The 12,140-nt window shown below is 66.1% G+C and carries 10 protein-coding genes; 5 read left to right on the top strand and 5 right to left on the bottom strand.

The window, feature by feature from the left end; genetic code table 11:
- Window positions 1–4: 4 nt before the first annotated feature.
- Window positions 5–211: a hypothetical protein gene (locus ACZ6S0_RS10965; protein WP_465915550.1), complete on the bottom strand. Its 207-nt coding sequence runs from the start codon at window positions 209–211 to the stop codon at window positions 5–7.
- A gap of 267 nt (window positions 212–478) precedes the next feature.
- Here ACZ6S0_RS10965 and ACZ6S0_RS10960 point away from each other — a divergent pair, with 267 nt between their 5' ends.
- The gene (locus ACZ6S0_RS10960) at window positions 479–937 is read left to right on the top strand and encodes a hypothetical protein (RefSeq protein ID WP_465915549.1); all 459 of its coding nucleotides are present in this window, start codon (window positions 479–481) and stop codon (window positions 935–937) included.
- Between the two features lie 59 nt (window positions 938–996).
- Here the strand turns inward: ACZ6S0_RS10960 and ACZ6S0_RS10955 are convergent, their stop codons facing one another.
- Window positions 997–2,013, bottom strand: a complete 1,017-nt coding sequence (locus tag ACZ6S0_RS10955) for a DUF418 domain-containing protein (RefSeq protein ID WP_465915548.1) — start codon at window positions 2,011–2,013, stop codon at window positions 997–999.
- A gap of 278 nt (window positions 2,014–2,291) precedes the next feature.
- Here ACZ6S0_RS10955 and ACZ6S0_RS10950 point away from each other — a divergent pair, with 278 nt between their 5' ends.
- Entirely contained in the window at window positions 2,292–3,206 is a 915-nt protein-coding gene (locus tag ACZ6S0_RS10950) for an SDR family oxidoreductase (RefSeq protein WP_465915547.1), read from the top strand.
- A gap of 795 nt (window positions 3,207–4,001) precedes the next feature.
- On the opposite strand, the gene ACZ6S0_RS10945 is transcribed toward ACZ6S0_RS10950, so the two are convergent.
- A complete protein-coding gene (locus ACZ6S0_RS10945) occupies window positions 4,002–4,490 on the bottom strand; it encodes a hypothetical protein (RefSeq protein WP_465915546.1) in 489 nt (162 codons plus the stop codon).
- Window positions 4,491–5,578: 1,088 nt separating this feature from the next.
- Between ACZ6S0_RS10945 and ACZ6S0_RS10940 the strand changes: the two genes are divergently transcribed.
- A complete protein-coding gene (locus ACZ6S0_RS10940) occupies window positions 5,579–7,363 on the top strand; it encodes a hypothetical protein (RefSeq protein ID WP_465915545.1) in 1,785 nt (594 codons plus the stop codon).
- Window positions 7,364–7,365: 2 nt separating this feature from the next.
- Window positions 7,366–7,656, top strand: coding sequence for a WXG100 family type VII secretion target (locus ACZ6S0_RS10935; RefSeq protein WP_465915544.1), 291 nt, complete (start codon window positions 7,366–7,368; stop codon window positions 7,654–7,656).
- Window positions 7,657–7,669: 13 nt separating this feature from the next.
- Here the strand turns inward: ACZ6S0_RS10935 and ACZ6S0_RS10930 are convergent, their stop codons facing one another.
- Window positions 7,670–8,167: a hypothetical protein gene (locus ACZ6S0_RS10930; protein WP_465915543.1), complete on the bottom strand. Its 498-nt coding sequence runs from the start codon at window positions 8,165–8,167 to the stop codon at window positions 7,670–7,672.
- Window positions 8,168–8,690: 523 nt separating this feature from the next.
- Between ACZ6S0_RS10930 and ACZ6S0_RS10925 the strand changes: the two genes are divergently transcribed.
- Window positions 8,691–9,530, top strand: coding sequence for a hypothetical protein (locus ACZ6S0_RS10925; RefSeq protein WP_465915542.1), 840 nt, complete (start codon window positions 8,691–8,693; stop codon window positions 9,528–9,530).
- 201 nt (window positions 9,531–9,731) lie between these two features.
- On the opposite strand, the gene ACZ6S0_RS10920 is transcribed toward ACZ6S0_RS10925, so the two are convergent.
- On the bottom strand, window positions 9,732–11,924 hold the full coding sequence (locus ACZ6S0_RS10920) for a phospholipase A2 (protein WP_465915541.1): 2,193 nt from the start codon (window positions 11,922–11,924) through the stop codon (window positions 9,732–9,734).
- Window positions 11,925–12,140 lie beyond the last annotated feature (216 nt).

Here is a 12,140-nt window from a genome sequence, read left to right as displayed (position 1 = left end):
GGCGCTACCTCATGATCCTGTCCAGCAGGCCGACCAGGCCCAGGGCGGTGGCGACCCCGATGGGCACCGACGCGAGTGGCGACCCGACCACCAGCCCGCCCACGAGCGCGGCGATCAGGATGACCACCCATCGCTGCGGGATACGTTCGGGCTCCTGGTCGGAGGCGGCCCTCGGCTCTTCCGGTTGCTGACGCTGCCTGGGTAATCTCATGTCCAGCGGTCTCCTTTCGCGGCATTTCGAAGAGCACCGCGAGAGCGGCCTTTCCGGGCTGTCGGGCTGCGGAAGGGCCGCTCGCATTCGCGGGTTCACGACGATCGAGGATCGCACAAGATTTCTTCGCGGAAAATGCCGTGTCCCTCTCGGGTGGAGATTTCTTATACGCGGGCAGCGGCCTTTGTCACGTCGTCGCACTCCAGCGATACCGCCGCTCCCACACTTCTTTGCATTTTCTGCAATCCTCTGCGCACGATTCACTCCATGAAGGAAATCATCGAGGAGTTGGCGAGAGTGCTCGTCCCCGAGCCGGTCAGGCAGGACGACGAGAGCGACAAGGAATACACGGGCCGGGCGAACGCCGCGCGGAAGGCGCGTAAGGCCGTGGTCGGGGAGCTGACGATGGCCGCCGAGGCGTCGCCCACCGAGGATCCGGTGCTGGCGCGGCTCGCGGAGTTGAGGGCACAGCGGGGCGAAATACAGCGACAAATACGACTTATCGCGACTTATGCGCGCGAATTCGTACGGCCGGAGCCGTACCGGCTGCGCGCTCTCGCCGATGCGGCCGGGGTGTCGATCTCCACGATACGCAACTCGTACGACATAGAGGATAAGCTCACCGTCGCCACTCGAATCGGCAGAAAAGACATAAAAGACACCGTCCGCCCCAGTGTCGACGACCAGGGCTGGCGTCTCCCGGCCCGCCCCACTTACGCGGAATGACGCGCGTACCGAGGAGAACCGGTGTCACCCGGCCGTCGGCGGGCTCGTGACCGGATCTCTTATGAGGCCAGAGAGTCGCGTCCGCGCGCGAGGGGAGGCCGCCGCAACCAGGTGGCCCACCGCCAGAGCCACTCCATCGGCCCGAACCGGTACCGCCGCAACCACCACCCCGACACCACCCGCTGCGCGCCCAGCACCCCGGCCGCGACCAGCACCACGGTCACCGACGACCACGACTCGGGCGCCGCACCCGGAACCCGGCTGATCACCAGGACGATCACGGTGGCACCCAGGTAGTTGGTCAGCGCCATCCGGCCGAGCGGCGCGAAGACCGTCTGCAGCACCGGCCGGACGGGCGTCCTGAGCAGGAGGAGCACCCCGCACACGTACGCGCCGGCGACGAGCAGCCCCGCCACGGCGAACACGCTGCTGAACGCCGCCCCGCCCGGCTCCTCGCCCAGCCTGACCTGGAGCCACACCGCGGGGACGGCCAGCGCCGCGAACCCCGTTCCCAGCACCGCGGGCCCCCACGTCGCCCGTTCCATCCGCGCGGTCACTCCGTACCGGGTCAACACCGACCCCAGCAGGAACAACCCGGGCACCAGCACGACGCCGTTGCTCCCCAGCACCAGCGGCACGGCCAGCAGCACCCCGGCCAGCCCCGCCACCGCCCACCGCGGCAACCAGGTGGACGGCAGCAGCACCACCAGCCCGACCACGGCGTAGATCGTCAGAATGTCGCCTCGCCAGAGCACGAACATGTGCACGAGCCCGATGGCCAGCAGCACCAGCAGGCGGCGCGCCAACACCACCCTCGGCCGCCCCGCCCGCTCCCCCGCCTTTCCCCGCACCGCCGTCTCGCGCACCGCCGTCTCGCGCACCGCCGTCTCCAGCATCAACGAGAACCCGAGCCCGAACAGCAGCGAGAAGATCGGGAAGAACCGCTGGTCGACGAACAACCCCAGCCAGGCCGACCCGTCCTCCCCGCCCGTGGCGAGCACCGCGTCGGCGTTCACGTTCGCGATCGGCTTGATGTTGGCCAGCAGGATCCCGCACAAGGCGAACCCGCGCAGCACGTCGAGCGCGGCGATCCGCGGCCGGGCGGCGGGACGGGGCGGGCTCGCGTGCGCTTCACGACAAGGGTCCGCTTCACGATGAGGATCCGCTTCACGATGAGGATGATGAGACATGGCCCCATCGTGGTGGCCCGCTCCGGCCCTGGCCTGACCCAAAGGCAGGGTTCCCGGCCGTACTTTCGGCCAGTTCACCGTCCGATGGGCACGGTTCTCCGTCCGCAGGGAGATCATCCGAAAAGATGACAAGCGTTGTCGGGTATTACGGCTAGCTTCGGACCATGAGCACCACTTTGCAGGGCAAGGTCGCGTTGGTGGCCGGAGCGACCCGTGGCGCCGGCCGCGGCATCGCGGTCGAACTCGGCGCGGCCGGCGCCACGGTCTACGTGACCGGCCGCACCACCCGCCAGAACCGCTCCGAGTACAACAGGCCGGAGACCATCGAGGAGACCGCGGACCTGGTGAACCAGGCCGGCGGCGTGGGCATCCCCGTCCAGGTCGACCACCTGGCGCCCGATCAGGTCAAGTCCCTCGTCGACCGCATCGCGCGCGACCACGGCCACCTCGACGTCCTCGTCAACGACATCTGGGGCGGCGAACTCCTGGCGAAATGGGACACCCCGCTCTGGGAGCACGACCTCGACGCCGGGCTACGCCTGCTCAGGCTGGCCATCGACACCCACATCATCACCAGCCACTACGCCCTCCCGCTCCTCATCGCCCGGCCGGGCGGCCTGGTGGTGGAGATGACGGACGGCACCAAGGACTACAACGACCACAACTACCGCGTCTCCTTCTTCTACGACCACGCCAAGAGCGCCGTGATCAGACTCGGCTTCGCGCAGGCCCACGAGCTGCGCCCGTACGGGTGCACGGCGGTGACGCTGACGCCCGGCTGGCTCAGGTCGGAGATGATGCTCGACCTCTTCGAGGTCAAGGAGGAGAACTGGCGCGACGCCACCACCCGCGAACCGCACTTCGTCATCTCGGAGAGCCCCCGCTACGTCGGCCGCGCCGTCACCGCCCTGGCCACGGACCCGGACGTCATGCGCTGGACAGGCCAGTCGTTGTCGAGCGGCCAACTGGCCCACGAGTACGGCTTCACCGACGTGGACGGCTCGCAGCCGGACGCCTGGCGCTACCTGGTAGAGATCCAGGACCCCGGCAAACCCGCCGACACGACCGGCTACCGCTGACGGGAGCCACCGGCCCGGGTCAGAGCCCGAGCGACCGCCGGCCATGAGCCGGTGTCCGGACAGTATCCGGTCGTGTGGTTGCTGATCTCCCCGACGGCCCACCCGCCGTCCGCACGCTGGAACCCGTTCTCACCCGCACCCAGCACCGGCCCACGCGACATGCTCACCGCGGCGTGGCACCAGCCGCCGCACACCCTCCAGGTCGACCACGACCTTCGCCCTCGGCCGAACCGCCGCCTTCACCTCGACCGGCCCCACGTACCGATAGCACCAGTCACACCAGCACGCCCAACCCCAACAAGACCCAGTGACACGCACCCGTCGACGGCCCCGAACGAAGCACCAGGAGAAGCCACCGGCCAACGCACAGATCTCCGAATACGGAAGCCACCTCGCACAGAACCGGCTGAGACGACGAACTCCCCCGAAGACCACAGGACGGACCGCCGAACAGCCCGCCAGTTCCCTCACCCGATGGCGGGTGAACCGTAGGAGTGCGGTCGACGGGCCGCGCTGCCGCTCAACAGCGCCGTCCTTCGACCGCCTCCTGCGGACTACAGAGGCCGTCCCCGATCGTGACGAACCTTCGACGCAGACCTTCTGCACGATCTTCACGTGGGGGATGCCGCTCGGCACCTCACCGTCGGGCCGGACGAAGATCACCTTCGCCCACCCCGTCAGCATGGCGTCTCCCGGAAGCCGTATGGCCGCGATCCGGTTTCGCACACGTACGAAACCAGCGGCCGTCGGCCCTCACCCCACACGTTGAGGGCGCTCAAGCGCTCCTCGCGAAGATTAGCTGAGCTCCTCAGGCCACCACCACTTGCGGTTCTCGTTCCTCGGCTCTTCCCTGATCGGCTCTTCCCTCATCGGCTCCTCCTTCACCGGCTCCTCCTTCACCGGCTCCTCGTACCTGTGCTCGTGCCTGAACGGCTCGTGCCGGAACCGGTCGTGCCTGAAGTCGTGGTGCCGGTGGAAGCGGTGGTGGCGGTTGTGCGAGCGGTTGTCGTTGTCGACGATCACGTCGAGCCTCGGGGGACGCCAGCGATGCGGAACGTGCAGGATCGGCTTCTCCCTCGGGACGTACTTCGTCTTCGTGACGTGGCGGGTGGGCGCCGGCTTGGACGGCGGGCCCCCGGCCTCGACGGCGGGGAAGCCCGCGCTCGCGGAGGCCACTCCCAGGTCCAGCGGAAGGAGCATGGTGCCGGCGAACGCGCCGGCCAGCGCTACAGCAGCGAGCCGCCCATGGCGGGGCGCCCGCGACTGCCGAATCTTTGTGTTCACGGTCTCTCGTTTCCGTTCATGGATTAATCGGCCAGAGTCCGGCACCCACTCTTCTAGCGGGCACCTAGACGGAAGCAGACGTACCCATGCAGATATTCTCAGTTACCTCCTTAAACCCAAACAACCCGTCAAAGCCCACCGATCCCATCAATAACAGAGCACCCGCCAGCCCGGACGACACCCCCTCGGCCACCACCACCCAACATCCCCATCCACCCCGCCAACGCACCCCTCGCAGACCACATCACCCCAGGCCCAGCCGTCACTCGACATCCCGGCCAAGCTCCCGGCCCACCTCCGGCCGGGACGCCACGACACACAGCAGCAGAACCCCAACCCGAGGCCCGGAAAGCCCCTTGCCCGAGACACTCACACACCCACCCACAAAGCCCCGCACCCCAGCCCCGCACCCCCCAAAACGTACATACGGGAATAAGCGCCACCCCACTTCAAGAGCACCTAATCCCCCGTCAATCCACAGGCATCCGACCCACCAAACTCCCACCCACTTTTGGCACACAAATCGTGATGGAAGAATTCATCCCCGCTTGCTCCTAGACACCGCCGCGAAAACCACCCACCATGTCCGCCCACCGGAACGACGCCACCTGACCCATCAGCGCCACAAACACTCAGCAATCCCCTCGAACGTGGCGTCCACGGACATAACCACCACCACAATCAGAGCAGCACCACTACCTGCAGCCCAACGCGTGAGGCACCATGAGTGCAGTCCACGGTCAGGTTCCGCCGGACAGGACCGCCACCGCCCGAACCTCCCACTCACCACGCCCTTCACCTCCGACCACCTCCCGCCAGCAGCTCAGAACAACCCCGCACCCGACCACCGCCCGACCCGGACACCCGTTTGCGCGCCCACGCCTATCCTTCGAAAAAACAGCGACAAGAAGCGAGCGAAATCCCGATCAGCGCGAAGTGCGACGTTCACCCGATCGCAATGCCGCTTTATGGCCATCCGTCACCGAGCAAGCGCAATTCCTGTTGCTTATAAAGGCGCGCGAGGCGTTTACCCCGATCGGATGATGTGCTTGACTCCTGCGCTGTAGCCGAGCCCTCCGGGAGGGTCCATGGGGGAGTTCGTCGGGATCGACCCCGGCGGGGCAGGCCAACTCATGCACCGGCTGACCAGTGGCAAGAACGTCCTCGCCCAGGCCAGGCCAGGGCTGGAGGCGGCGGTCGCCGAGGCGGGCGCGTCGTGGACCGGTCAGCCGGGAGTGGCCGCCATGCACCGGTCCTGGGCGTTCTTCGATGACACGCAGCGGGATCTCAAGTGGCGGATGGACACGCTCCAGCAAATGGTCCCGGCCTCGGGAAACGGTCTGTTGACCGGATTCCTCACCTTCGACAGCGAAGCGGAAGCCGCCCTGCGGGGAAAGGCCGATGCGGCGCCGATCGCCACGGCTATCAAGCGGCATGACGTCGAGAACTCGGTGAAGAGCTGGCGCGACGTGACGGCCGCCGTGTCGGCGACGAAGGGAAAGCTGAGCGATCCGGCCTACGCGGCCGCCCTGCTGGCCGCACTCGGGCCGGACAGGTTCCGAGCGCTGTTCATGCACTGGATGAAGGACAAAGGCCCGGCGGCCATGGACATGGGTCTTCCGCCCGCAGTCCTCCAACAGGGTCGCGAAAGTCTGGGCCCACTGGCCGAGGCGTACGCGAACGCCGAGCGTGCCGGACGCCTCGGGACGGAATGGCGCGGAACGTTCATGGACGCGACCGATCCCGGCGTGCTGACAGCGCTGGTCGCGCTGTCCAAGCCGTCGAGCACGCTGCTCAACCAGGTGGCGCGTCGCGTCCTGCGCCGTCCGCTGAGCGCAGACGCGCCCACGAGCCCGAACTGGAATCTCGACGTACTGGTGAACGCCTACGACGCCGACCCCCAGTCGCTCCAAACCCTACTGGCCGAGCACCCCGACGCCGCCGGCTCACTTCTGCACCCCGGCCGTTTCCGGCAAACCAGACTCCCCGACTTCGAGCAGCGGTTGGCCGACGTACTGGACAGGGCCCTGAGACCAGGTGCGGGCATTGATCACGTACGCGAGCGGGCCTGGTTCAACCTCATCAGCGGCATCGGCGCCGACGGCACTCCCTGGCTCGGCGGCCAATGGCTGCAGAACGCCTTGATCCTTCCCGAGTTCGAGGACTCACCCGTCACCCAGGTCCTGGCCAGGCAGGTGGCGCCGTACCTCGGCGAGCTTGCGCGCGTACAGGCAAAGGAGTCGTCACCGAAACTCACCTCGCTGTATCCACCACCCCCCTGGGACAACCTCGACCCCGACGTGGCATCCCGCTTCTTCGGCGCCATGATGCAGGACAAGACGGCCGCCGACTCGTTGTTGAATTCCTGGCAGAAATACACCACGAGAATGGACATAGGTCGATTCCATCCGTTCGACAGCGACGAAAAGATGCGCGCCGGATTCGTGACTCACAGCGCCCTGTCGAGCGGGGCCGCGAACCTGCTCCTGGACGGTTCCGCACATGCGGAGTGGAGCGACGACGAGTACGCCGACTGGATCGCCGGCGCCCTGCTCATACCCGTCGACTGGCTCTCCAACAAATACTGGCCCATCGACCACCCCACCACCGCCACAACCCGAGACCAGGGCCAGGATGCCACCAAAGATGGCCTGAAGGAGATCATCACCGACTACTTCGACGGCAGAACACCTGATACCGCCGAGTCGGTTGCCGAAAAGATCGTCATCACACAAACCACGTGGGTGATCGAATCATTGCGCCAGCACAAGCAAGAGTCCTTGACAGACACAGACCAGGACATGGCTGAAAAGGCGTTCCGAGGAAGGCTTTTCGACGCCCTTGTCGATGCGTTGAAGAGACGGGGAGGCTGAGCATGACCTTTCCCAATCGGAACCAACTGCTCAGGCAGGCTGCCGACAAGGAATCGCTCGCCACCAGCCTGACCCGCTACGCCAAGCTCCTGGAGGATGTCTTCGTCGACAGTCTGGCCAATCCTCAGACTGTCGAGGCATTCTGGAAGGGGCCCGCCGCAGATCGATTCAAAACCCATGCGGCCCAACTAAGGCGCGAGATGGAGCTCCTCCGGGAGAATTGCACCTCTACGGCCGACCACCTGCGCAGACAGGCGGAACTCATGCGCAAGGAGGCATCACAGCTACCCTGACTAAACGCGGCGATCAACGGTCTTGATCGTAGCAACCGGTCTTACCCACGATCATTATCTGCGGCTTCGGGTCCTTGCGTACAGTCAGAATGAACGTCAATCCCGTGTCCGCGTTGCGCATAACCGACATGCCCAGGCTTGAGTCCCCCAGGTCTCGTTGTCCTATTACCGTGTCGTAGCCCATGAGGCCCAGCAGCCCTCGCATCAAACCGGCGGAGTTGTCCGGCATGTACGAGGCCAGCTGACCGGAGAGATCTCCCTGAGCCCGGAAGAATCGCTGTACCTGGCCTGGCGTACAGCCTGATTCCGTATCCTTGTCCGCGCGCTCTGTCACTGCCACTTTTCCGGAAGCGGCAACTTCGCGGGAGGCCATGAGTTTGTCGCCGTCCGCGATGAGCTGTTTCGTGGCCTCTTCCAAGGTGGGTTTGCCGGGGCCCTCTGTGCAACCCGTCACAGCTATCAGGGCGACGAGCGTCGCGGCGACAGTCAGCCGACGAATATCTGGGCGCACGCCCCGGACACTACCCAACCCCTACTTCCACGTACAGCTCACATGCATGTTACGCCTGAAACCCTCACCCACTTGCGCGCATATCAGCCCCTTCAGTACGCCCTTATGAAGAGAGCAGCCACGACGCGAGATCGCTCCGGCGCCGCGTAAACGGTGAATGCCTCGCGCGACCGCGTTGCGAACGCACCGAAATTCGTCCGACAAGCTGCAGCTTCGGACCGAGCCGGCGGGAGTCGGCTCCGTGTTCCGGCCCGCCGAGGGCGCTGAACCTCCCCTGGAACAAGCCGACATCTGGATCAACGCTCATGACTGCGTTCCTCAAGACCCCTTCCAACACGGCGCTTGCCTCGGTTCCGCACATGCACACGTCGCCGATGGCGAGGCCAGCGGGCGTTTGAAGGCCGCCGTGGAGAGGTTGGAAGTGGGCCGCGTTCCGTTCGTCCGTGATCGCGGTTCATCTTGACAGTTGATCTCGTATGCACAAGATTGTTGCGTCCCTCCGACCAATTTCCAGGGGATCGTGATGAAGCGGACCGTCGTGGGTGTAATCCTGATCGCGGGTTTGGCAGGGTTCGTCGCCGCCCCTGCGCAGGCCGCGCCCGGCGCCAACCCGGAAACCGCGCTCCGGGCGGCGTTGATCCGTGGCAAGGGCGTGAACATCGTGTCCACCGCAAAGGTGGATCACGGTCGCGGCGTGTACTACACCTTGAATCTGGATGGCATGGTGGGGTTCGGGCCGCAAGGCGAGATCGCCTCTGATACGTCCCAGCGCCTGCAGTACAGCAAGGCAACGATGAGCGCTCTGAAGGAACTCGACATGGCGGAGGACGCCGCCCTGGAAGAGATGCCCCTGAGGGTGATCTCGTCAGGCTACGACGACTACGTCTCAAGCCCCCGCTTCGCCGACGTACTGCCGCAGGGCACGAACTGGGTGCGCTACTCCCCCACCGATCTGCCTGCCAGCAATCCGTTGCTGGAGGTTCTGGAGCCCGCCACGCTCAAGGCGCTGCTGGCGCACCGCACGTCCTGGCGGGGCGGGGTGGTGAAGGGCACGATCAAGGCCGACAAGCTGGACAAGGTATCTGGTTCCTTTGCCTCGCGCTTCCACGGCTATTCCGGGAGCAAGCCCGTCAGCGCCATCTCCTACACCCTCCACCTGAGTACGGCTGGACTGGTGGAGCGAGTTGCGGTCAAGGGAATCCTGCACCACTGGAAGGGTTCCGTGCTCCGCGTCGAGGCGGACACTCGCTACTCCGCTTGGGGGCGGCAGGTCACCGTCGCGCCACCCCTGAAGGGCGAGGTACTCGACCAGGAGCAACTCGAAGGCAAGGTGCCCTACCAGGTGCCTGGTGCCTGGAATTAGCCACTTGGCGATCGAGTCGGTGCCCGCCGCTAGCCCCTCAAACAGTAATAACCACAAAAGCCCAGCTCAGACGGCCGAACCGGACGATGGTCTACGGCGGGGCGGGTGGGGCGCGGGCTTGGTTCTGACCGGCTTCCGCTCGGCATTCACCGGGCGCGCCCACAACCGCTCGTTCTCTTCAGAGGATTTCACACCGGTCCATCAGAAATGGGCATACTTCCTGACGAACAGGTAGTACACCCAGGCAAGTGCCCGGCAGTACCCGTTGTAATTCGGCGGCAACTGGCTGTCGCACGCGAGGTGCATATCCGCGAGGAGGAGCCGATCCGCATATTGCCTCTTGGCGTAACCGTCCCAGCCGACGTGCTTGTAGTTCCGGTATGCGAAGTCATGGCGGGTCCAGGCCCTGGTGAAGTCCACCCGTTTCGGCGGCTCGATGAGGTTTTTCGACGGCACCGGTGGACGGGTCTGCGAGTGAGTGCACTCGTTCGACTTCCAGTTGAAGTTGTAACTCTCGTAACGGCTGTCGTCCCGCGCCGCCCAGAACATGTCGCGGCTGGACTTGGTGTTCAGGGTCATCAGGTACATGAGGCTGCGTTTGCTGGTCCACAGCGTGGCGAAGGCGACATTGCTGTCCGCGCTGCCCGCCCTGTTCACCGCCGTCACCTTGAAGTCGTAGTCGCCCCACGGAACGTACTTGAAGGTGATCGAAGTCTTCACGATGGGATAGCTCGCCCGCTTCCAGGAGGCGAGGTCGGTCCGGCGATAGTAGAGCCAGTAGTAGACGTCGCGGGTCGAGCTGGGGTTCCAGTTGAGTGTGACGTATCCCAGGTGGCCCTCGGCGCGTAAGACGGTGGGCGATTGCGGCGGGGACAGTTTCGGCCCGCCACGCACCACGTTGGTCGCCGAACTCTGGCCGAAGGAATTGGCCGCGACGACCTTGAAGTCGTAGGGCTGGTCGTTCCACAGGGGATAGCCGATCCGCGCCCGTGGCTTCAGGGTCGGGAGCGGCAAATAGAACCAGGTGCTGGAGTCCGCCGATTTGAAGAACAGCCAGTAGTAGACGCGACCGGTCGGACTTGGAGCCCAGGCCAGATCCACATAGCCGCTGCTGGTGCCGAGGAACGCCAGATCGGCCGGGGGAAGGGGGAGGCCGGGGCCGGGCATGGCTGTGACCATGTTGGTCGGGCTGCTCGCGCCGACGCCGTTGACCGCGACGACCCGGAAGTCGTACCAGAAGTGGTTCCACAGGGGTGCGGTCACCGTTGTCCTGGTCATGGTCGCGGGGGTCGTCTCCGGCAGAACGTACCAGCCGCTGCGGTCATGGGGTTTGAAGTGGATCTGGTAGTAGACGGGGAAGGACGGGGTCGCATTCCATTCGAGCCGGACATATCCATCGCCGGTGCCGTCGACCCGCAGGCCGGTCGGCGGTTTGGGGAGAGAGTCGGCCGCCCTGGCAAGTTCCTGGCGCGCGACTGAAGTGGAAGCGGATGACGTGGGCGCGGCTGGGCTGGACAACGTGGCAGTGGCGGACGTGGCGGTCACGCGGACCCGGTCCGACAACGGCCCGTCGCCGGCCGCATTGGTCCCGACGAGGGCGAACTCGTACTCGTGCCCGCCCGTGAAAGGCCCCACCTGGGCCTGCGCCGTGGTCGCGGGATACTCGAACCTCCGCAGCGCCGTCTCTCCCGCCGTGACGTCGCGGTAGGAGACCCAGTAGAAGGCGCCGTCGATGGCCGTCCAGGTGAGGTCGACCCTCCCGTCGGGCTGCGGGGTCGCGGTCAGCCCGGTGGCCTTCGGCGGCAGCGGCGGCAGCGGCCGGGCGCTCACCACCGCGCTCGCCTCGCCCTCGCCGCCCGCGTTCTCGGCGGTCACCTTGAACTCGTAGGTGTGCGTGTTGGTCAGCAGGCCCAGCTCAGCACGAGGCTCGAACGCGGGATAGGCGAGTTTGACGAACGTGCTCTCCCCGGCGGTGACGTCGCGCTGGTAGACCCAGTAGGTACCGGCGGTCCGCACGGCCTGCCAGGTGATCGTGACCTTCCCGTCGCCGGCCGTCGCGGCGACGCCCGTGGGCGAGGCAGGCGGCGGCACGTCGGCCACCGCCTTCGCCACGTCGCCGGCCGGGCCCTCGCCTCCGTCGCCGACCGCCGTCACCTTGAACTCGTAGGTGTTGCCGCTGATCAGCCGGTCCACCGTGGCTGTCGTGGTATCGACGGGGGCGTCCAACTTGGCGAAGTCCGTCTGCCCAGAGGTGACGTCGCGCCGGTGGACCCAGTACGCACCGGCCCGCTCGACCGCCTTCCAGGTGAGCTTGATCGTGCCGTCGGTCCCGGCGGTCGCGGTCAGGCCCGCCGGACCGCCGGGCGGACGCATGGCGACCGTGGCGCTCGCCACGTTACTCGCCGGCCCCTCGCCGCCCGCGTTGACGCCGACGACCTTGAAGTCGTAGGTGGTTCCCGAGCTGAGCTGCCTGGTCCGCAGGGTGGTCGTGTCGCTGGGCAGGTCGAGCGGCGTGAACTCGGCGGCGACAACGTCGGCGCCATCTCGACGGCTCCGCCAACAAACCTGATCATGGGAATTGCTTGAGGGGTGCCGATAATCTCGGCAAGG

The organism is Nonomuraea sp. NPDC051298 (genome assembly GCF_055586305.1).
The sequence above is the reverse complement of the archived record's forward strand: the minus strand, read 5'-3'. Positions and strand labels throughout refer to the sequence as shown.

What these genes read in the sequence shown, in the direction of transcription:
- ACZ6S0_RS10965 (WP_465915550.1), bottom strand. Translation starts at nt 211, where the DNA reads ATGAGATTACCCAGGCAGCGTCAGCAACCGGAAGAGCCGAGGGCCGCC.
- ACZ6S0_RS10960 (WP_465915549.1), top strand. Translation starts at nt 479, where the DNA reads ATGAAGGAAATCATCGAGGAGTTGGCGAGAGTGCTCGTCCCCGAGCCG.
- ACZ6S0_RS10950 (WP_465915547.1), top strand. Translation starts at nt 2,292, where the DNA reads ATGAGCACCACTTTGCAGGGCAAGGTCGCGTTGGTGGCCGGAGCGACC.
- ACZ6S0_RS10940 (WP_465915545.1), top strand. Translation starts at nt 5,579, where the DNA reads ATGGGGGAGTTCGTCGGGATCGACCCCGGCGGGGCAGGCCAACTCATG.
- ACZ6S0_RS10935 (WP_465915544.1), top strand. Translation starts at nt 7,366, where the DNA reads ATGACCTTTCCCAATCGGAACCAACTGCTCAGGCAGGCTGCCGACAAG.
- ACZ6S0_RS10925 (WP_465915542.1), top strand. Translation starts at nt 8,691, where the DNA reads ATGAAGCGGACCGTCGTGGGTGTAATCCTGATCGCGGGTTTGGCAGGG.